Origin of the sequence: Streptomyces colwelliae (assembly GCF_048158785.1) — a bacterium.
In the GTDB taxonomy this organism is placed as follows: Bacteria; Actinomycetota; Actinomycetes; order Streptomycetales; family Streptomycetaceae; genus Streptomyces.
This window is the reverse complement of sequence record NZ_JBLTJC010000181.1, coordinates 1-20299: the sequence shown is the minus strand read 5'-3', so window position 1 is coordinate 20299 and position 20299 is coordinate 1. Positions and strand designations below refer to the sequence as shown.

Here is a 20299-nt window from a genome sequence, read left to right as displayed (position 1 = left end):
AGCCCACCCAGCCCGCTCAGTCCAAGCACCCCGACGACACCTCGGTACCGAACCGCCCCACCGCACGACGTGCCATCGCGGTGGCGAGCATCGGCAACGCGCTCGAGTTCTTCGACCTCGCCCTGTACGCACTGATGGCGTCGTACATCGGCCGCACGTTCTTCCCCGGCGGCAACCCGGGCGTCCAACTGGTGCAGGCCTACGCCGTGTTCGGCGTGACCTATCTGATCCGCCCGCTCGGCGGGCTGCTGCTCGGCGCGTACGCGGACCGCAACGGCCGTAAGAAAGCACTGGTGTTGTCGATCCGGCTCATGGTGCTCGGCACGCTGCTGCTCGCGGTGATGCCGGGCTACTCGACCCTCGGGATCGCGTCGACCCTGGGGATCGTGCTCGCGCGGCTGATCCAAGGGTTCGCGGCCGGGGGCGAGTTCGGGGCGGCCACGTCCTTCCTGGTCGAGCAGGACGAGCGGCGCAAGAGTTTCCTCGGCAGCTTCCAGTTCGCCAGTCAGGGCCTGTCGACCCTCCTGGCGGCGGGCTTCGCGGCGGCTCTCACGGCTCTGCTGTCCGACGCCCAGATGACGTCGTGGGGCTGGCGCGTGCCGTTCGCGTTCGGCCTGCTGATCGGCCCCGTGGGCTACTTCGTGCGCCGGTACATGGACGAATCCCCCGCACTGGCAACGGAGTTGGAGTCGGCCGCCCCGAAGCCCTCGCCGATCGTGTCGGTCTTCCGCGACCACTGGGGCGGGCTGCTGATCGCGGGCGGTGCGCTGATCGTCTCGACGGCGCTGAACTTCATGCTCCAGTACCTGCCGACGTACGGCATCGGTCAACTGGGCCTGGACGCCTCGCTGTCGTTCACCGCGCTGCTCATCGCCGGGGCCGTCCTGACCTTCGTCACACCGCTCGTGGGGCTGCTGGGCGACCGCCACGGCCGGCTGCGCATCATGGTCCCGGCCGCGGTGCTGATCGGCGTGAGCGTCGTCCCGCTCTTCCTGTGGCTCAACGCCTCGCCGTCCTTCCTCACGTTCGCGGTGTGCACCACCGTCCTCGCCCTGCTCAAGGCGGTGTACTTCGGGACGCTGCCGTCGGTGATGGCGGACGTCTTCCCGGCCCGGGCCCGCGCGACGGGCCTGTCCTTCAGCTACAACACGACGGTCGCGCTCTTCGGCGGCTTCACCCCGACGATCGCCGCGGCCCTGATCGAGGCGACCGGTTCGCCGGTGGCACCGGGCTACTACCTCCTGTTCACGGCCGTGTTGAGCACCGCGGCCCTGACGACCGCGCTGCGCACACATCGCGTCCGGTGAGGAGGGGAGCCGTGGTGCGCCTCGCGACGAGGGGGCAGCACGGCTCGCGCGTCACTCCGTGCCCGCCCGCACCTCGTACGTCGCCACCCGCACCGACGCGTCGTCCAGGCACTCCCCGGAGGCCAGGTCGAAGCGCTGCTTGAGCAGCGGCGACGCGACGAACGGGCGGCCCTGGTGGGTGCCGGTCAGGCCGCGGGAGAGGACCGCCGCTCCACTGAACGGGTCGCGGTTGTCGATGCCGTAGAGGGTGCCGGAGCGGTCGCGGAACAGGGCGACCTGGCGGCCGTCGGGCAGCAGGGCCGCCACTCCGCGGCCGGGGGCGAGCCGGTTCAGGTCGCAGACCGTGAACCAGCCCTCGGCCAGCTGGAGTTGGACCTTCAGGTCGGTCGTCTCGGGAGCCAGTGTCATCGCTGGGCGCTTCCTTCCAGGACGTCTGCGGTCTGCTGGGGCCGCATGCCGATGGTCAGCAGCGGCAGGTCGGGCTTGATCTGGTCGCGCTCGGGGACGAAGCCGACGACCGGGTCCGGGGTGTCGGGCGCGTTCACGAAGGACACGAACCGGGCCAGCTTCTCGGGGTCGTTGATGGTGGTGGCCCACTCGTCGCGGTACCCGGCGACATGCGCGGCCATCAGTGACTCCAGCTCCTCGCAGATGCCGAGCGAGTCCTCCACGACCACGTCACGGACGTGGTCGAGGCCACCCGGAATCCGCTCCAGCCACACGCTCGTGCGCTCCAGCCGGTCGGCCGTACGGATGTAGAACATGAGGAACCGGTCGATCAGGCGCACCAGTTCGGCATCGGAGAGGTCCTTCGCCAGCAGGTCCGCGTGGCGTGGGGTCGCGCCGCCGTTGCCGCCGACGTAGAGGTTCCAGCCGCTGGCGGTGGCGATGATCCCGAAGTCCTTCGACTGGGCCTCGGCGCACTCGCGGGCGCAGCCGGAGACCGCCGACTTGAGCTTGTGCGGCGACCTGAGCCCCCGGTAGCGCAGCTCCAGGTCGATCGCCATCCGCACCGAGTCCTGGACGCCGTAGCGGCACCAGGTCTGCCCCACACAGGACTTGACGGTCCGCAGGGCCTTTCCGTACGCGTGGCCCGACTCGAAGCCGGCGTCCACCAACCGGGCCCAGATCAGCGGGAGTTGTTCCACCCGCGCGCCGAACAGGTCGATGCGCTGGCCGCCGGTGATCTTCGTATACAGACCGAAGTCCCGGGCCACCTCGCCGATCACGATGAGCTTCTCGGGGGTGATCTCGCCGCCGGGGATGCGCGGGACGATCGAATACGACCCGTTCTTCTGCAAGTTGGCGAGGAAGTGGTCGTTGCTGTCCTGGAGGGCCGCCTGCTCGCCGTCCAGGACGTAGCCGCTGGCGCCGATCGTCGGGGCGAGGGACGCGATGATCGAGGCGACCGTCGGCTTGCAGATCTCGCAGCCGTCGCCACCCCGGGCGCCCTCACGGCCGTAGCGGTCCAGCAGATCCTGGTAGGAGTTGATGCGCAGCGCGAGGGCGATCTCGTACAGCTCCTCGCGGGTCTGCGCGAAGCAGCCGCACAGGCCCTTGTCGACCTCGACGCCGTTCGCCTCCAGTTCGGCGGTGACCAGCTGGCCGAGCACCTTGACGCAACTCCCGCAGCCGGTACCGGCCTTGGTGCACTTCTTCACCTCGGGCACGCTCGTGCAGGAGTGATCGGTGACCGCGCCGCGGATCGCGCCCTTGGTGACGTTGTGGCACGAGCAGACGACGGCCGCGTCGGGCAGCGCGGACGGACCGAGCTGGACGGCGCCCCCGGAACCGGCCGGCAGCACCAACTGCTCGGGGGAGACGGGCGGTACGGACCCCGTGAACGCGCGCAGCGTGCCGTACGCGTCCGCGTCGCCGACCAGGATGCCGCCCAGCAGCTCGCCGCCCCGGCCGATCACCAGCTTCTTGTACGTCCCCGCCCGCGCGTCGGAGTAGACGACGTCGAGGCAGTCCGCGGTGGCGCCGTGCGCGTCGCCGAAGGACGCCACGTCCACGCCGAGCAGCTTCAGCTTGGTCGACAAGTCGGCGCCGGTGAAGGCGGATTCGTCCCGCGCGATGGTCGCGGCGGCGGTCTCCGCCTGCTCATAACCGGGCGCCACCAACCCATACACCCGGCCGTCCGCAGCCAGCGCGCACTCACCGATCGCGAACACGTGCGGGTCGGCGACCGTACGGCACTGCTCGTCGACCGTGATGCCGCCGCGCTCGCCGACCGACAGGCCGCAGGCGCGGGCGAGTTGGTCGCGGGGGCGGACACCGGCGCTGAACACCACCAGGTCCGTGGCGAGTTCGGAACCGTCCGACAGCTTCATACCGGTGACCGCGCCGTCCGCGCCGGTCACGATCTCCTGGGTGCCCACGCCCGTGTGGACGCTCAGGCCCATGTCCTCGATGGTGCGCAGCAGCGCGGCGCCGCCGCCCTCGTCGATCTGCACCGGCATCAGGCGCGGCGCGAACTCCACGATGTGGCTGGTGAGTCCGAGCCCCTTCAGCGCGCCCGCGGCCTCCAGGCCGAGCAGCCCGCCGCCCACCACGGCACCCGTCGTCGCCCTCGACTTCGCGTACTCCTCGATCGCGAGGAGGTCCTCGATGGTCCGGTAGACGAAGCAGCCCTCGGCGTCCTTGCCCGGGACGGGCGGCACGAAGGGATACGAGCCGGTGGCGAGGACGAGTGTGTCGTACTCAACTGTCAGACCGGAGCGGGCCGTTACCGTCTTCGTCGCCCGGTCGATCGTCTCCGCCGGATCGCCGACGTACAGCTCGATCCCGTGGGCCGCGATGAACTCCGGGTCCGTGAGCGAGAGTTCCTCGGGCGTGCGGCCCGAGAAGTACGAGGTGAGCTGGACGCGGTCGTAGGCAGGGCGCGGTTCCTCGCACAGCACGACCACGCGGTGCGTGGCGGTCAGGCCGCGCTCGGCGAGTGCTTCGAGGAAGCGCTGACCGACCATGCCGTGGCCGACGAGCACGATGGTGGGCACCACACGCGGATTCGAGGTCATGCCCAGGAGCCTGCGACGCCGGTGTTACCCGATCGCATCCCGCCTGTTTCCCGCGAGGAACGCTGCCCTCAGCGGGAGCGCGCGGGGGGTGTGAGGGTTCCGGGTGGGCGCCGGGGGCGGAGTGTGAGGTCCGGTCAACCGAACCTCACCACTCCCCAAATACATGGACGGCACACGCACCCCGTCCATAGGGTCATGATCATGCCCGACATACCGCTGACCATGGTCGCCGTCCTCTGCCTCACCGCCCTCGCGGCCGGCTGGATCGACGCCGTGGTGGGCGGCGGCGGACTCCTCCTGCTGCCGGTACTCCTCCTCGGCCTGCCCGCCGGCACCCCGGCCGCCACCGCGCTCGGCACCAACAAGGCCGTCGCGATCGTCGGCACGTCCGGGGCGGCGGTGACGTATGCCCGCAAGGCACCCGTGAACGTCGGCCTGGCCGTACGCATCGGCCTCGCGGCACTCGCCGGCAGCTCGGCCGGTGCCTTCTTCGCGGCCGGCATGAGCACCGACGTACTCAAGCCGGTGATCATGGTCGTCCTGCTCGCGGTAGCCACCTTCGTGATCCTCCGCCCGGCCTTCGGCACGGCCCCCGCCCCCGGCCCGGCCACCCGCCGCCAGATCCTCGCGGCGATCGGCCTCGCGGGCCTGGGCATCGGTTTCTACGACGGTCTCGTGGGCCCCGGCACCGGCACGTTCCTGGTCCTCGCGCTCACCGCCGTACTCCACCTCGACCTGGTGACCGCATCGGCCACCGCGAAGATCGTCAACTGCTGCACCAACGCGGGCGCCCTCGCGATGTTCGCCTGGCAGGGCACGGTCCTGTGGCAACTCGCCGCGCTGATGGCGGTGTTCAACCTCGCGGGCGGAATGCTGGGCGCGCACACGGCACTGAAGCAGGGCAGCGGTTTCGTGCGGGTCGTGCTGCTGACGGTGGTCTTCGCGCTGGTGGCGAACCTGGCGTACCAGCAGTGGCTGGCATGAAAAAGCCCGAACATTTGAACGCCCCAACCCCCAGTGCCCCAAGGGGCGCGGGGAACTGCGCGACCAGCCACGACGGACCCGCAGACGACGCACGGCCCTTCCCCCGCAGCTCTTACCGGCTACCGCTCAGGTGCGCGAACACCACCACATTCCCCTGATACCCCGTCGCCCGCGAATACCCGCCCCCACACGTGATCACCCTCAACTCGGGCCGCCGCGCAGCCCCATACACCTTCTGATCGGGAAACCGGCTCGCCTGATACACCTCGACCGCGTCCACCGTGAACAACGCGACGCTCCCGTCCAACCGGTCCAGCTCAATCGCGTTGCCCTTCTTCAGGGCGCCGAGGTCATAGAAGACGGCGGGGCCATCCGCGTTGTCGACATGCCCCGCGACGACCGCCGTGCCGGTCTCGCCGGGGGTCGTGCCGGCCTCGTACCAGCCGGCGAGGTTCTTCTTCGCGGCCGGGGGCACGTCCAGGCTGCCGGTGCTCGTCAGCTTGAGGCCCATCAGCGGGGCGTTCACATGGATGGCCGGGATCCGGATGCGGTCCGGCGGCGACGGCGGCAGCGCGCGGGCCGCGGTACGCGCGGTGACCGGATCGGGCCGCCCCTCGGCGGCGGACGGCTGCGGCGGAGCGTTCGTCCCGGATCCGCTGGTCAACAGCCACGCGCCCGTGCACAGGGCGACCACGGTGACGACCCCTATGGCGGTATTGGCCCCTGTCGCGGCATTGCCGTATCTACGACATCTACGACGCATGAGGAATCAACCCCTCTCCAGCAACTGGCCCCGCGCCCCCCTCCGGGCCACGAGGGGCGTCGGACCCGGAGGGGGAGGGGACATGCGGTACCGGCGGACGGACGGCGGAGGGTGTCCGTCAGAACCTGTCGCCTCTCGCCCGGCGATGCAGGAGCCAGGTACCGCCCGCGGCGGCGACGGCGAGAGCCGCCACGCCGGCCGCGGTCTGTACGGGGTCGGGGCCCAAGGCGCCGCCGACCCCCGTCTTCACACTTCCTCGCGGCTGCACCTGCTGCCGCATCGAGGCCAGTGTCACCAGCAGATCACCGCTGACCTGCCGGCCGTCCGTGCACTTCGCGACGATCTCGTACGTCCCCGGCTGCGCACTCGGCGGCACCTTGAACTGCCCGATCGCATCGCCCTCGTGCGCGCTCGGCGCCAGCGTGAACGTGCCGGCGCCCACCGCGCTGGCATCACCGGCGGCCGTACCGTCGTCGCCGCACGCCGCCGTGTTCACCGTGACGTCGCCGCCCGGCACGGCGTTCGACGGGAACACCTCCAGGCTGCTCCTCTCGCCGCCGTACGCCGGCGCGGTCGCGAGACCCGCGGCGGCGACGGCGAGCGCGGTGCCGGTCAGCAGACGGGCGGTACGACGCATCGGTGCTCCTCCGAGCTGTGGTTGGCTGCCCTTCCGAGGTAAGTGGCACCGGGCCGAGCCCGCTTCCTGAGCGAGCGTCAGAAATGCGGTGAATGGGTGTCAGAAAGGGGCCAATACGGCCCGCCCCGTCGTCGTTTCACCAGGTCATAGCGGTACGACGGGGTACGGCGAAACCCGTCCCGGAGATGAACCCGAAGAGCGCAAGCCGCGCGTGTGAACGGGTGATGGCCGCACTTGACCTCAAGAATGGTTGAGGTACCAGGCTGCCCGCATGGACACCACTACCGCTCCTCTGACCGTCACCGTCGTGATCGGCAGCAACCGCCACGGCCGCTTCGGCCCGGTCGTCGCCGACTGGCTCCTCACCCACGTCCGCGACCACCCCGACCTCACCCTCCAGGTCGTCGACGTGGCCGACACCGGCCACCTGCCCACGACCCTCGCCCCGACCCCGGAGGCGACCGCGGCACTCGCCGACATCACCCCCAAGCTGGCCGCCGCGGACGCCTTCGTCGTCCTCACCCCCGAGTACAACCACTCCTTCCCGGCCGGCCTCAAGAACCTGATCGACTGGCACTTCACCGAGTGGCGCGCCAAGCCCGTCGCCCTCGTCTCCTACGGCGGCCTCGCGGGCGGCCTGCGCGCGGTGGAACACCTGCGCCAGGTCTTCGCCGAACTCCACGCCGTCACGGTCCGCGACACCGTGTCCTTCCACAACGCGGGCGCGTCCTTCGACGACGACGGCCGCCTCAAGGACTCCACGGCCCCGGACGCGGCGGCGAAGGCGATGCTGGACCAACTGGTCTGGTGGGGAAGGGCGTTGAAGGAGGCGCGCCAGGTGCGGCCGTTGATCTGACGCAAGAAAATTGGACGCAAAAAAAATGGGGGGCGGCCGACACAGGTCGGCCGCCCCCTTCGCACCGTCACTGACGACTCGGTGCGTTACCCGGTCCGGTGCGCCGGGTGGACGTGTCAGAAACCGAAGATGCCCTCGAACGTGCCGCGGTCCCAGTCGTGGTCCGTCTTGGTGGTCGAGGCGTAGACGGGCCCGACGTGGTTGATGACACCGGCGAACATCGTGTTGTCGACGTGCCCGGAGCCCTGCGAGCCGGTGCCCTGGACGAGCGCGCCGTCGTCGTGGGGGAACGGGCCGTTGCCGTGGGCGAGGGCGGCACCAGCGCCACCGAGCAGGATGCCGACGGCGAGGACGGACGTGGTCAGGGCGGAACGCATACGCATGACTACTCCCAAAGATCTCTGGAAGACGCGCCGGAAAACAGACGCATCGGTCGGTTCAACGCCTAAACGATCACTGGAAACGGCGTGCCACCTCGATGACGCCACGTGGATCACCCCCTGATTCACTCGAACGGGAACCCGCCCCACGCCATAAGACGTGTTCCGGCGGGCGGGGTGTGTCCGCGTCCCGTTCGCCACCCGGACCGTCGACGACGGCTCCCAGCTCACCACCCGGGCGAGCAACTAGCCACTGGGGAAACGGAGTTGCGGGTGCCGGTCGAGGCCTAGCGCGTCAGCCGCAGTGACAGCCCGTCGAGGACGACGTCGAGGCCGTAGGCGAACTTGCCGTCCCGCAGCGCCACCGGGTCGGTGGTCGTGGCGGTCGACTCGGCGTAGGAACCGGCGAGATGGGTGTGACCGGCCGCCGCCTGCCGCGCGGCAGGCATCAGGCGGGCGATGAACTCGGCCTCGCTCTCCCCGGACCGCGCGACCGTGGTGAGCCAGGCGGCCTCCGTGGTGCTCATCCCGATCGTGTACGACAGCACGGCGTCGATCGCGCCGCTCGGCTCGGGGAAGCCGACGGTCGTGAACAGCGCGGCGAGCCGTTCGGAGAAGGACATGAGGTTCGGGCCGAGGTAGGCGAGCCCGGCCTGCCCGAGTACCGAGGACAGCCAGCGGTGCCGTAGCGCGGTCGTACGGAAGGACGCGGCGGCCTCGGTGACGGCGGCGCGCCAGTCGGCGGTGTCCGCGGCCGGGACGTGGATCTCGGCGGCGACCTCGTCGACGGCCAGTTCCATCAGCTCGTCCTTGGTCGCGACATGCCGGTAGAGGGAGGTCGCGCCGGCGCCCAGGCGTGCGCCGAGCTTGCGCATGCTCAGCGCCTCGATGCCGTCGGCGTCCAGCATCGCGATCGCCTCGCGGACGATCGCGTCCCGGCTGAGCGCGGGCTGGTCGGGCGCGCGCTGCTCACGGGCCCACACCGAGGGGATGGCGTTCGGCTTGGTCCGAGGGGCCATGGGCGCTCCTTTGTGCCTTCGTGCGTACGTCGTTCGCATCCAGCGTACAGAGTTCAAGGATTGCGCACACTGTTCCCCTGTGCGTACAGTGTTCGCATCAAAGGAACGGTGTGCGCACAAAGCCGAACGGCGACTCTGAAGGGAAGCCCCATGGAGACCCGAAACCCCCGGCGCTGGTGGATCCTCGTCGTGCTGTGCCTCAGCTCGCTGGTCCTGGTGGTCGACGGCATGGCGCTGACCGTGGCGGTCCCGTCGATGACCGAGAGCCTCGGGGCGAGCGCCCAGGACACCCAGTGGATCCTCGACTCCTACATCCTGGTCTTCGCCGGCCTGCTGCTGACCTCCGGCAGCCTCGGCGACCGCTTCGGCCGCCGGAAGGTGATGCTGATCGGCCTGGTGCTCTTCGGGGCGGCGTCACTGGCGGCGACGTTCTGCGCGAACCCCGGTGAGGTGATCGCCGTACGGGTGGCGATGGGGGTGGGCGGTGCGCTGATCATGCCGTCGACGCTCTCGATCCTCATCACGGTCTTCGACGCGGAGGAACGCGGCAAGGCGATGGCGGCCTGGGGTTCGGTGTCGATGCTGGCGCTGGTCGGCAGCCCGGTGCTGGGCGGCGTCCTGATCGACCACTTCTCATGGCACTCCATCTTCTTCCTCAACGTTCCGGTCGTCGCCCTCGCCCTGGTGGCCGGTGTGACGCTGATGCCGGAGTCCAAGGGCCCCTGGCAGAAGCCGGATCCGCTGGGCGCGGTGCTCTCGGCGATCGGTATGACCGCGCTGATCTGGTGGATCATCGAGATCCCGCAGCACGGCGCGTTCGCGGGCCGAGCGCTCGTCACCCTCGTGGTGGCAGTGCTGGGGCTGGCCGGATTCGTGATCTGGGAGAACGTCACGCCGACCCCGATGGTCCCCCTGGTCCTCTTCAAGAGCCGTAATTTCAGCGGCGGTTCGCTCTCCCTGACCCTGGTCCAGATAGGCAACGGCGGCCTGCTGTTGGTCCTGACGCAGTACCTGCAATTCGTGCTCGGCTACTCCCCGGTCAAGGCGGGTCTGGCCTTCGTGCCGCTGGCGGTCACCGCGCTGGTCGGCAACGCGGCGGGCGCCAAGTTCACGACGAGGTACGGCCATCGGTACCTGATCCTGGCGGGCATGCTGGTGATGGCGTCGTCCTTCGTTCTCCTTACGACGGTCACGGCCGACACCGGCTTCACCGTCCCGGCGGTCGCGCTCGGCCTCCTCGGCCTGGGCGCGGGCCTCGCGATGCCGGCGGCCGTGGGCGCGCTGATGGGCACGATCCCCGAGGACAAGGCGGGCGTCGGCTCGGCTCTCAACGACACGATCCAGCAAGCCGGTACGGCCCTCGGTATCGCGATCCTCGGCTCGCTCCTGTCGAGCGGCTTCGCCGACGAGATGCCCTCCGGTACGTCCGACGGGGCTCGCCACTCGATCGGCGGGGCGCTGGCGGCGGCGCACGGGGACGCGGGGCTGGTCCGGGCGGCGCGGGAGGCGTTCACGAGCGCCATGTCAACGACCTTTATGGTCAGCGTGGTTGGGGTGGTGGCGGCGGGGGTGCTGGCGGCGGTGGTGATGCGGGACGGGAAGCCGGGGGAGCCGGCGACCGAGGTTCAAGAGGAGCCGTCGGACCGGGAGTTGGCCGCCTGACCCAGGTGGACGTCAACTCACCTGGAGGACAAGGCCGTTGCCCACAGCGGGCGACGGCCTTGTCGTGTTGCCGCGGGCTGGTGTCGGTCGCGGTCAGATGTTCAGATCGCCGACCGTTGGGGCGTGCGCGAACTCACCGTGGGCAAGGCGGTGTGGTGCGAGTTGGACGTCGTACGACACCACTCACAAGGCCCGCTCCATGCAGACCAGTTGATCCCGCTCGTCCCATGACGCGGTGACGGCGAAGCCGAACCGTTCGTAGAGGGCGATGGCCCCGGTCCGCCACTTCCACACCGACAACCGCACGGCACCCGCGCCGCTTTCCGCCGCATGCGCGAGCGCCGCACCGAGCAGGTCGGACGCGATGCCCCGGCCCCGGAACGCCGGATCCGTCCAGAGCCGCTTGATCTCCGACCGCCCGTCGACGGGAGCGGTCACCACCAGGCAACCCACCGCGGCGGTCCCGTTCACAGCCACCAGCACGACATCGTCGACGAACGCGGTCCGCGGGTCCGAGATCTCCGCCCGGTACCGGTCCGGCAGCCCGTCCACGTCGGCAACGGCCTGCCCCTTCTCGGCCTCCGTCCGCAGGTGGTACGCCGCCAGCAACGCGCCCAGCCCGTCCTCGACGGAAAGAGTCCGGCCCGGTCGACGGACGATGGAAACCTCGTGCTGATCAGCCATGACGTCAAGTATCCAGGGATTCCAGGAACGGCAAGTACGCCACCTCAACCCGCCGGGCGTCGCGGCGGACGTCGTTCCGCGGGGTCCCGTGCCGGCTCGCCCCTGCGGACGGCTCGGACTGCGGCCGCGTGTTCGCGCCTGCCTCCCATGCGACGCGGGGGATTGCTCCCGCACCGCTGGAGAAACCGCGCACCGCGTGGCGGAAACGGCACCCGGTGCCGGTGGAGTGAACGCGGATCAGACCCCGAAGTCCTCCAGCGTTTCCCGCACAGCCCGATGCCCCACCCCCACCTCGTCCTCGAACTCGCCCGCCTCGCGGAAGACTTCACACGTTCCGGCGGAGAACAAGGCCCACGCGGGCAGCGCGTCCGCCGCCGGGTCGCAGCCCCCGAGGCAGCCGAAGTCGATGACCGCGGTGAGTCGGCCGGACCCGGTCAGCAGGTTGCCGGGGAGGAGGTCGCCGTGGAGCCGGACGGGGGCGGCTTCCCGCTGGGAAGGCGTGCTCCCAGGCCCGCCGTCGCGGGAGTCGCGTCGTGGGTGCCGTCCGCGCCCAGTTCCTCGATCGCTTTACGGACGTCCACGTCCTGCGCACCGACCAGCCCGCCCCGGAATGACACGGACCCGCCCACCGCGTCCACCCGCCGCAGCGCGGCCCGGCCATCGCCACGGCACAACTCCGGTGAACGGCCACCCCGGTCCACAGACCGGGGCGACCGCGAACCCGCCGACTTCGAGTCCGCCGGCTCCGAGCCTCAGCTCACCCCACGCTTACCGCACTCCACGCCGCGCCCACCGCCGCGTACTCCGAACTCCCCACCCCGTAAAGGTCCTTCGCCGCGCTGAGCGTCGCCGTCCGCGCCCCCGCGTAGTTCGTCGAGGACGTCATGTAGACCGTCAACGCCCGGTACCAGATGGCCCCGAGCTTGTCCCGGCCGATGCCGCTCACCGAAGAGTCGTTGCACGTGGGCGAGTTGTAGCTCACGCCGTTGATGGTCTTCGCGCCGCTGCCCTCCGCGAGGAGATACGCGAAGTGGTTGGCGACGCCCGACGAGTAGTGGACGTCGAGATTCCCGACCGACGAACTCCAACAGTCCGCGGAATTACCGTCCTTGGACGGCTGGTCCATGAACCGCAGCGCCGCCTTGCCGAAACCCGACCGGACGATCTTCTCGCCGATCAAGTAGTCCCCGAGATCGGACGAGTTGTTGGCGTACCACTCCACCAGCGTGCCCATGATGTCGGAGGTCGCCTCATTCAGCCCGCCGGACTCGCCCGAGTACGTCAGCGCCGCCGTCTTGGACGTCACGCCGTGCGTCATCTCGTGCCCGGCGACATCCAGCGCCACCAGCGGCCCGAGCTGCGTCCCGTCACCGTCGCCGTACGTCATGCAGAAGCAGCTGTCGTCCCAGAAGGCGTTGTTGTAGCTGTTGCCGTAGTGGACGCGGTTGTACGAGCCCTTGCCGTCGCCCGCGATGCCGTTCCGGCCGTGGACGTTCTTGTAGTAGTCCCAGGTCTCGTCCGTGCCGTACTGAGCGTCCACCGCGGCCGACGAACGGTCCGAAGTCGCCCCCGTGCCCCAGTGGTTGTCGGCGTCCGTGAACACCGTGGACGGCGCGCGGCTGATGCAGATGCCGAGGATGCACAGGTCGGTCTTGTTCGCCGCGTCACCGGTGTAAGTCCCGCCGCGCGTCGCGTCCTTGAGCTGATACGTCGATTCCGACAGCGTCGTCTCCAACGGCACCGTCCCGCTGTACAGCGACTTCCCGTCACCGGTCGCCGTCTCCACGCTGTCCCAGGCGTCGATCTGGGTGCCGCTGCGGGCGTCGGTCAGCACCGTGCGGGCGACCGGGTTGCCGAGCGAGTCCTTGGCGACGACGTTCGTCCGCCAGGCGAGCTTCGGGGTGCCATGGAGGGCGTCAACTATCAGCTGGGGCTTGGCGGTTACCCCCTTCAGCGCCTCACCGAGATTCGCCGCCCGCAACGCGTTCACCGCCAGGTCCGCCGCCTTGGGGGCGACCACCTTCGGCGTCACGGACGACAGGGATATGGAGCTCCGGGTCGCGCGGTCGGCACTCCGATAACTGCCGTTCGCGGCCAGATGGACCACGAAGTCGCCGCCGAGAACGGGGAGTTGGCGGTACGTACGGTCGTAGCGGACATGCTGCGTGCCGTCCGCGTCGACGATCACGTCACGGACCGACGTGCCCTCCGCGGCCGTCAGCCCCAAGCCCGCGGCATGGGCCACCAACGCCGACGCGGCGTTCGCGATCGCGGTGGTCCGGGTCGGGCGGTCGGCCGCGTGGGCGGTGGGGGCGAGGGTGGCGGCCAACAGGGTCGCGGCGCCGGCCGCGACGCCGGCCGTGGCGAGACGGGAACCTCGGATGTGCCGTGTTTGACTCATCGTTCTCCTCGGGGACGCAAGTGGGGGAGGGGAGAGGGAGTTGATGTTGGATTAGATTTAAGGGGGCATGACATGTCGTGTCCATAGCGCGTGCAAAGACTTCCGGGCTTCCGGCACTTGGCCATCCGGACATCCGGGCATCAGGGCTCAAGGAGAGCGATGACGACGCCGCCCCTCCCCTTCTTCGTCTACGGCACGCTCCGCCCCGGCGAGCCCAACCACGACCTCTTCCTGCGCGGCCGCACGGACTCCGAGGAACGGGCACGACTCCACGCGGCCGCGCTCTACGACGGCCCCGGCTACCCGTACGCCGTCGAGGCCCCCGGCTCGGTGATCGTCGGCGAACTCGTCACCGCGCGCCCCGAGGCCCACCCCCAACTCCTCATCGCCCTCGACCGACTTGAGGACTACGCCCCCGGCGACCCGCACAACCTCTACGAACGCGTCGAACGTCGGGTGACCCGCGACGCCGACGGCACGGCCGTACGCGCCTGGGTGTACCTCGCCGCCCCCGCCGTCACCGCCCGCCTCCGCACCCACGGCAAGCTGATCGAGGGCGGCGACTGGATCAACCGCCGCTGAACCCGCTGAACCGTCGCCGAGCGGGCCTCAGTTGCCGGCGGCCAGCGCCCGCGCGATTCCCGGCTCCTTCGGCCCGAGGAAGCGCGGATCGGGATGGACCAGCAGATCCAGCGCGGCCTTGCCCGCCGCGAGCACCTCGCGCGTACCGCCGTAGTACCAGGTCGCGTTGTGCGCTTCGTCGACACCGACGCCGTACGAGTCGACCCCCGCCGCGTCGCACAGCGCGACCGCCCGCCGGATGTGGAAGTTCTGGCTGATCAGTACGGCCTTGTCGACGCCGAAGATCTTCTTGGCGCGGACGCAGGAGTCCCAGGTGTCGAAACCGGCGTAATCGGTCACCACGCGCGCGCGTGGCACCCCGTGCTTCGCCAGGTAGACGCGCATCGCGTCCGGCTCGTCGTAGTCCTTGCGGCTGTTGTCGCCGGTCACCAGGACGACCTTCACCCGGCCCTCCCGGTACAGCGTCGCCGCCGCGTCCAGCCGGTGCGCGAGATACGGCGACGGCTCGCCGTCCCACAGCCCGGCCCCGAAGACCACGGCGACATCGGTGCGCGGCACGTCCTGGAGGGTCCGCAGCCGGTCGGCCGTGGACACCCACAGCCAGGTCGCCGGAAGCAGCGCGAGAACACACCCGGCGGCCACCACCTGCACCAGGTGTCGCCACCCCGCACGCGTGTGTGGCAGTCGCAGCCGAGGCCGACGAAGTCTCAGGCGACTCACCGCACGCATCCAACGCATCAAAGGGGCCCCTCCCGAACGGGTTCGACTGTCACAGACGCGCCGTGACCCGCTCCGGTTCACCGCCCGCAGTGTGACCGGCTTCACTGTGAGTCCGGACTCCGCAGGTCACATCACCTCACACACCCCCGGCACCCCACCGTGAACCCCCGGAAAACCTCCGTCATTCCGGTGCAACGGGACGGCAACCTCCCACCGCCACCATCACTCCATGACGGCGTCGAACCACCCTCACGACGAGTCCACGACCCTCGACAGTACGGCGCATCTCATGAACCGGATAAGCAGCCAGCTCGCCGACCAGCTCAGCCTCGTCTCCCTGAACGGCACCAGGCGCCCTGTCCCGCCCGACCCGCCGGCCTTGGTCATGGTGGCCCACGGCAGCCGCGACCCGCGCGCCCTGAGCACCGTACGAGCCCTCGCGGCCCGCGTCCGCGAACTCCGCCCCGGCCTCCCCGTCCACCTGGGCCACATCGAACTCAACGAGCCCCGCCTCCCGGACACCCTCACCCGACTGGGCACCGCGGAAGCCGTCCTCGTCCCCCTCCTCCTGGCCCGCGGCTACCACGTCAAGCAGGACATCCCCGAGATGGCGGCGGAGGCCGAGGCACGCACGCGCGTGGCGACCCCTTTGGGCCCGCACCCCCTCCTCGTGGAGACCCTCTACGACCGCCTGGTGGAGGCCGGTTGGCGAACGAGGATGGACGACGGAACCCGCCGGGCGAGCGCCGTAGTACTGGCAGCGGCAGGCTCCCGGGACCCGGACTCAAGGCTCGACACCACCCGCACGGCCAACCTCCTGGCCGCCCGCCTGGGCGTCCCCGTGATCCCGGCCTACGCCTCCGCGGCGACCCCCACGGTCCCCGAGGCGATCCGCGCCCTCACCGCCCGAGGCCACCACAGGGTGGCAGTGGCATCCTGCTTCACAGCCCCGGGCCGCTTCGCAACCCAGTGCGCGGAACAGGCCCCCTGGATCGCATCGGCCCCCCTGGGAGCCCACCCCGCGATGGCCCGCTTGGTCCTCCACCGCTACGACCAGACCCTGGCAACTAACGGCGGGGCCATCTCCCTAAGGGGCGCGGGGAACTGCGCGACCAGCCCCCACGCACCCGCACTCGCCCCGAAACCGCACCCGGCAAACGCATAGGCGCCCCGCAACTCCCGAATTGTCACTACCGCCGCTTACTGTCGAAGCATGGAAGGCACCGCAGGCACACGTACAGCAGCACCCCACCCCTACGACCCGCCGTCAGTCGCCCGCTGGGCACCCGAGCCCGACAAACGCCCCGGCCGCACCGCCTTCCAACGCGACCGCGCCCGAATCCTCCACTCCGCCGCCCTACGCCGCCTCGCCGGCAAAACCCAGGTGGTCACCCCAGGAACCCGAAGCCAGGCCTGGGACGCCAGCCCCCGCACCCGCCTGACCCACTCCCTGGAGTGCGCCCAGGTAGGCCGCGAGCTGGGCGCAGCCCTGGGCTGCGACCCCGACCTCGTCGAAGCCGCCTGCCTCTCCCACGACCTCGGCCACCCGCCCTTCGGCCACAACGGCGAACAGGCACTGAACGAATTCGCCGACGACTGCGGCGGCTTCGAGGGCAACGCGCAATCCCTCAGACTCCTCACCCGCATCGAACCGAAGCGCTTCGTAAGAAGCGACACGACGGGCGAGATGGTGAGCGTCGGCCTCAACCTCACCCGCGCCACTCTCGACGCCGCCACCAAGTACCCCTGGCCGCGCGGAGCGCACCCCACCGACCCCAAGTCCCCCAAGTTCGGCGTCTACGAGGACGACAGACCCGTCTTCGACTGGGTCCGCAAGGGCGCCCCCGGCACGCGCACGTGCTTCGAGGCCCAGGTGATGGACTGGTCGGACGACGTGGCGTACTCCGTGCACGACGTCGAGGACGGCCTGCACGCGGGCCACATCGACCCCAACTGCCTGCACGCCGAACCGGAACGCCAGGAGATCTTCGAGGTGGCCATCGGCCGCTACGTCCCCGCGGACACGGCCCCCGACGAACTCGCCGAGGCGCTGGACCGGCTCCAGAACCAGCCGTGGTGGCCGCACGGCTACGACGGTTCGGCGGTGGCGCAGGCCCGCCTCAAGGACGCCACCAGCCAGCTCATCGGCCGCTTCTGCCTGGCCGCCGAGTCCGCCACGCGCGCGGCGTACGGCACCGGCCGCCTCACCCGCTACGACGCCGAACTCGTCGTACCGCACGAGGCGCGGCTGGAATGCGCGGTCCTCAAGGCGGTCGCCGACCGGTATGTGATGCAGCGCGCGGAGCAGGAGCGCATCCGCGCCGACGAGCGCGTCGTGGTCGCCGAACTCGCCGAGGTGCTCACGACGCGCGCGCCCGACGGTCTGGAGCCGCAGTTCCGCGCCCAGTTCGACGAGGCGGCCGACGACCGCGCGCGCAAGCGTGTGATCGTCGATCAGATCGCGTCACTCACGGACGCGTCGGCGCGATCTCTTCACGCGTATCTCACGTCGCTGGGGCACAGTGACGCGAAACAAGCCCGAATGTGACCCTCCGTGGCCTGATCGGGCCACACCCCCTTCCCCCATCACACTGCGTGCGGGACGCTCGCATATGGCGGCACCGTTACGAGGAGGCATCAAGTGGTCGACGCGGATCAGACGTTCGTCATCATCGGAGGAGGCCTGGCCGGCGCCAAGGCGGCCGAGACGCTCCGAGCGGAGGGCTTCACCGGCCGCGTGATACTGATCTGCGACGAACGCGACCACCCGTACGAGCGCCCGCCGCTGTCCAAGGGCTACCTCCTCGGTAAAGAGGAGCGCGACAGCGTCTTCGTCCACGAACCCGCCTGGTACGCGCAGAACGACATCGAGCTGCACCTCGGCCAGACCGTCGACGCCATCGACCGTACGGCGAAGACGGTGCGCTTCGGAGACGACGGCACCCTGGTCCGCTACGACAAGTTGCTCATCGCCACCGGCTCCGAGCCCCGCCGCCTCGACATCCCGGGCACGGACCTCGCGGGCGTCCACCACCTGCGCCGCCTCTCGCACGCCGAGCGCCTCAAGAACGTCCTGGCGTCCCTGGGCCGGGACAACGGCCATCTGGTGATCGCCGGCGGCGGCTGGATCGGCCTGGAGGTCGCGGCGGCAGCCCGGACCTACGGCGCCGAGGTCACCGTCGTGGAACCGTCGCAGACCCCGCTGCACGGGGTCCTCGGCCCCGAACTCGGCCAGATCTTCGCCGACCTGCACGCCGAGCACGGTGTGCGTTTCCACTTCGGCGCCCGGCTCACCGAGATCGTCGGGCACGACGGCATGGTGCTGGCCGCCCGCACCGACGACGGCGAGGAGCACCCCGCGCACGACGTCCTCGCGGCGATCGGCGCGGCCCCGCGCACCGCGCTCGCCGAGGCGGCGGGCCTTGAGCTGGCCGACCGCGCGCACGGCGGGGGCATCGCGGTCGACGAACGGCTGCGCACCTCCGACCCCGACATCTACGCGGCCGGCGACGTGGCCGCCTTCCACCACGCGCTCTTCGACATCCGCCTACGGGTGGAGCACTGGGCGAACGCCCTCAACGGCGGCCCGGCGGCGGCCCGCGCGATGCTCGGCAAGGACGTCACCTACGACCGTGTGCCCTATTTCTTCTCCGACCAGTACGACATGGGTATGGAGTACTCCGGCTGGGCGCCCCCGGGCTCCTACGACGAAGTGGTGATCCGGGGAGACGCGGGCAAGCGGGAGTTCATCGCCTTCTGGCTGAAGGAGGGCCGCGTGCTGGCCGGGATGAACGTGAACGTGTGGGACGTCACAGAACCCATCCAGCAGCTCATCCGCTCCCGGGCCCGCGTGGACACCGAGGCACTCGCGGACCCACACGTTCCGCTGGACAGCCTGGGCGTCTAGAGGTCCTCGTCGTCACTGGTGTCAGTCCGGCCCCGTAGAATTCACGCGTGGCAGGACGGATCAATGACGAGGACGTGAAGGCGGTTCGGGACGCGGTCCCGATCGACGCCGTGGTGTCCGAGTACCTCCAGCTGCGGAACGCGGGCGGCGGCAACCTCAAGGGCCTCTGCCCGTTCCATGACGAGAAGTCGCCGTCCTTCCAGGTCAGCCCCAGTAAGGGTCTCTTCCACTGCTTCGGCTGCCAGGAGGGCGGCGACACCATCACGTTCGTGATGAAGGTCGACCACCTCACGTTCTCGGAGTCGGTCGAGCGCCTGGCCGCCCAGGCCGGCATCACGCTGCGGTACGAGGAGGGCGGGTACAACCCCGCCCACCAGCGCGGCGAGCGCATCCGCCTGGTCGAGGCCCACAAGGTCGCCGCCGACTACTACGTGGAGCAGCTCGCCGTCAGCCCCGAGGCGGACACCGGCCGCAAGTTCCTCGCCGAGCGCGGCTTCGACCAGTCGGCCGCCGAGCACTTCTCCGTCGGCTACAGCCCGCAGGGCTGGGACCACCTCACCCGCTTCCTCCGCGGCAAGGGCTTCACCGACAAGGAGATCCTCCTCTCCGGCCTCGCCCAGGAGGGGCGCCGCGGCCCCATCGACCGCTTCCGCGGCCGCCTGATGTGGCCGATCCGCGACATCGGCGGCGAGGTCGTCGGCTTCGGCGCGAGGAAGCTCTACGAGTCGGACAACGGCCCGAAGTACCTCAACACGCCCGACACCGCGATCTACAAGAAGTCGCAGGTCCTCTACGGCATCGACCTTGCGAAGAAGGACATCGCCAAGTCCTCCCGCGCGGTCGTCGTCGAGGGCTACACGGACGTCATGGCCTGCCACCTCGCCGGAGTCACCACCGCCATCGCGACCTGCGGCACGGCCTTCGGCGGCGACCACATCAAGATCCTCCGCAGGCTCCTGATGGACAACGGCTCGGCGCGCGTGATCTTCACCTTCGACGGCGACGCGGCCGGCCAGAAGGCGGCCCTGCGCGCCTTCGAGGACGACCAGAAGTTCGCCGCCGAGACGTACATCGCGATCGCCCCGGACAACATGGACCCCTGCGAGCTGCGCCTCGCCAAGGGCGACCAGGCGGTCGCCGACCTGGCCGAACCCCGCACCCCGCTCTTCGAGTTCGCGCTCCGCCAGATCGTCGTCCGCTACGACCTCGACACCCCCGCGGGCCGCGCCTCCGCCCTGGACGAGGCTGCCCCCACCATGCTCCAGGCGTGGACCATGGGCGGCCTCTCCGGCCACACGGGACGCACGGGCGCCTACGACGAGCTGTTCGACCTCCTCGACACGGCGGGCTGCACCTCGGTGGTCGCCACGGACTGCG

20 protein-coding genes are annotated in these 20299 nt (G+C 70.2%); 9 read left to right on the top strand and 11 right to left on the bottom strand.

Annotated elements, in window-relative coordinates:
• Positions 1-1307, top strand: a 1307-nt coding sequence (locus ACNFOC_RS31340; RefSeq protein WP_416962422.1) for an MFS transporter, incomplete at its 5' end; no start/stop codon positions are given.
• A gap of 51 nt (positions 1308-1358) precedes the next feature.
• Here the strand turns inward: ACNFOC_RS31340 and nirD are convergent.
• Both nirD and nirB read right to left on the bottom strand, forming a co-directional pair.
• Complete coding sequence (nirD, locus tag ACNFOC_RS31335; RefSeq protein ID WP_416962421.1) at positions 1359-1715, bottom strand: nitrite reductase small subunit NirD; 357 nt, start codon at positions 1713-1715, stop codon at positions 1359-1361.
• On the bottom strand, positions 1712-4327 hold the full coding sequence (nirB, locus tag ACNFOC_RS31330) for a nitrite reductase large subunit NirB (RefSeq protein ID WP_416962420.1): 2616 nt from the start codon (positions 4325-4327) through the stop codon (positions 1712-1714). Before nirB ends, nirD begins: the two co-directional genes overlap by 4 nt.
• A 201-nt stretch (positions 4328-4528) precedes the next feature.
• Here nirB and ACNFOC_RS31325 point away from each other — a divergent pair, with 201 nt between their 5' ends.
• On the top strand, positions 4529-5311 hold the full coding sequence (locus ACNFOC_RS31325) for a sulfite exporter TauE/SafE family protein (RefSeq protein WP_416962419.1): 783 nt from the start codon (positions 4529-4531) through the stop codon (positions 5309-5311).
• 112 nt (positions 5312-5423) lie between these two features.
• Here ACNFOC_RS31325 and ACNFOC_RS31320 read toward each other — a convergent pair whose 3' ends face one another.
• Positions 5424-6074: a class F sortase gene (locus ACNFOC_RS31320; RefSeq protein ID WP_416962418.1), complete on the bottom strand. Its 651-nt coding sequence runs from the start codon at positions 6072-6074 to the stop codon at positions 5424-5426.
• A 118-nt stretch (positions 6075-6192) separates the two neighbouring features.
• Positions 6193-6711, bottom strand: a complete 519-nt coding sequence (locus ACNFOC_RS31315; RefSeq protein ID WP_416962417.1) for a GVDTG sorting domain-containing protein — start codon at positions 6709-6711, stop codon at positions 6193-6195.
• A gap of 271 nt (positions 6712-6982) precedes the next feature.
• Between ACNFOC_RS31315 and ACNFOC_RS31310 the strand changes: the two genes are divergently transcribed.
• Positions 6983-7567 (top strand): NADPH-dependent FMN reductase, encoded by a 585-nt coding sequence (locus ACNFOC_RS31310; protein WP_416962416.1) that lies wholly within the window; start codon positions 6983-6985, stop codon positions 7565-7567.
• A 116-nt stretch (positions 7568-7683) separates the two neighbouring features.
• Here ACNFOC_RS31310 and ACNFOC_RS31305 read toward each other — a convergent pair whose 3' ends face one another.
• Complete coding sequence (locus tag ACNFOC_RS31305) at positions 7684-7950, bottom strand: hypothetical protein (RefSeq protein ID WP_416962415.1); 267 nt, start codon at positions 7948-7950, stop codon at positions 7684-7686.
• A gap of 284 nt (positions 7951-8234) precedes the next feature.
• A complete protein-coding gene (locus ACNFOC_RS31300; RefSeq protein ID WP_416962414.1) occupies positions 8235-8966 on the bottom strand; it encodes a TetR/AcrR family transcriptional regulator in 732 nt (243 codons plus the stop codon).
• A gap of 150 nt (positions 8967-9116) precedes the next feature.
• Here ACNFOC_RS31300 and ACNFOC_RS31295 point away from each other — a divergent pair, with 150 nt between their 5' ends.
• Positions 9117-10628, top strand: coding sequence for an MFS transporter (locus ACNFOC_RS31295; protein WP_416962413.1), 1512 nt, complete (start codon positions 9117-9119; stop codon positions 10626-10628).
• A gap of 183 nt (positions 10629-10811) precedes the next feature.
• Here the strand turns inward: ACNFOC_RS31295 and ACNFOC_RS31290 are convergent, their stop codons facing one another.
• The 4 genes from ACNFOC_RS31290 to ACNFOC_RS31275 form a co-directional block, all read right to left on the bottom strand.
• On the bottom strand, positions 10812-11312 hold the full coding sequence (locus ACNFOC_RS31290; protein ID WP_416962412.1) for a GNAT family N-acetyltransferase: 501 nt from the start codon (positions 11310-11312) through the stop codon (positions 10812-10814).
• A gap of 237 nt (positions 11313-11549) precedes the next feature.
• Positions 11550-11750 carry a hypothetical protein gene (locus ACNFOC_RS31285; RefSeq protein ID WP_416962423.1) on the bottom strand — a complete coding sequence of 67 codons (201 nt, stop codon included), beginning with the start codon at positions 11748-11750 and terminating at the stop codon, positions 11550-11552.
• The gene (locus tag ACNFOC_RS31280; protein WP_416962411.1) at positions 11747-11929 is read right to left on the bottom strand and encodes a hypothetical protein; all 183 of its coding nucleotides are present in this window, start codon (positions 11927-11929) and stop codon (positions 11747-11749) included. The genes ACNFOC_RS31285 and ACNFOC_RS31280 overlap by 4 nt, the downstream gene beginning before the upstream one ends.
• A 140-nt stretch (positions 11930-12069) precedes the next feature.
• Positions 12070-13713: a M4 family metallopeptidase gene (locus ACNFOC_RS31275; protein ID WP_416962410.1), complete on the bottom strand. Its 1644-nt coding sequence runs from the start codon at positions 13711-13713 to the stop codon at positions 12070-12072.
• 159 nt (positions 13714-13872) lie between these two features.
• Between ACNFOC_RS31275 and ACNFOC_RS31270 the strand changes: the two genes are divergently transcribed.
• Positions 13873-14295: a gamma-glutamylcyclotransferase family protein gene (locus tag ACNFOC_RS31270; protein ID WP_416962409.1), complete on the top strand. Its 423-nt coding sequence runs from the start codon at positions 13873-13875 to the stop codon at positions 14293-14295.
• A 27-nt stretch (positions 14296-14322) separates the two neighbouring features.
• On the opposite strand, the gene ACNFOC_RS31265 is transcribed toward ACNFOC_RS31270, so the two are convergent.
• Positions 14323-15024 (bottom strand): SanA/YdcF family protein, encoded by a 702-nt coding sequence (locus tag ACNFOC_RS31265; protein ID WP_416962408.1) that lies wholly within the window; start codon positions 15022-15024, stop codon positions 14323-14325.
• A gap of 220 nt (positions 15025-15244) precedes the next feature.
• Here ACNFOC_RS31265 and ACNFOC_RS31260 point away from each other — a divergent pair, with 220 nt between their 5' ends.
• The 4 genes from ACNFOC_RS31260 to dnaG form a co-directional block, all read left to right on the top strand.
• Positions 15245-16180, top strand: a complete 936-nt coding sequence (locus tag ACNFOC_RS31260) for a sirohydrochlorin chelatase (RefSeq protein WP_416962407.1) — start codon at positions 15245-15247, stop codon at positions 16178-16180.
• 48 nt (positions 16181-16228) lie between these two features.
• Entirely contained in the window at positions 16229-17563 is a 1335-nt protein-coding gene (locus ACNFOC_RS31255) for a deoxyguanosinetriphosphate triphosphohydrolase (protein ID WP_416962406.1), read from the top strand.
• Between the two features lie 93 nt (positions 17564-17656).
• Positions 17657-18922, top strand: a complete 1266-nt coding sequence (locus ACNFOC_RS31250) for an NAD(P)/FAD-dependent oxidoreductase (protein WP_416962405.1) — start codon at positions 17657-17659, stop codon at positions 18920-18922.
• Positions 18923-18969: 47 nt separating this feature from the next.
• Positions 18970-20299, top strand: a 1330-nt coding sequence (gene dnaG / locus ACNFOC_RS31245; RefSeq protein ID WP_416962404.1) for a DNA primase, incomplete at its 3' end; no start/stop codon positions are given.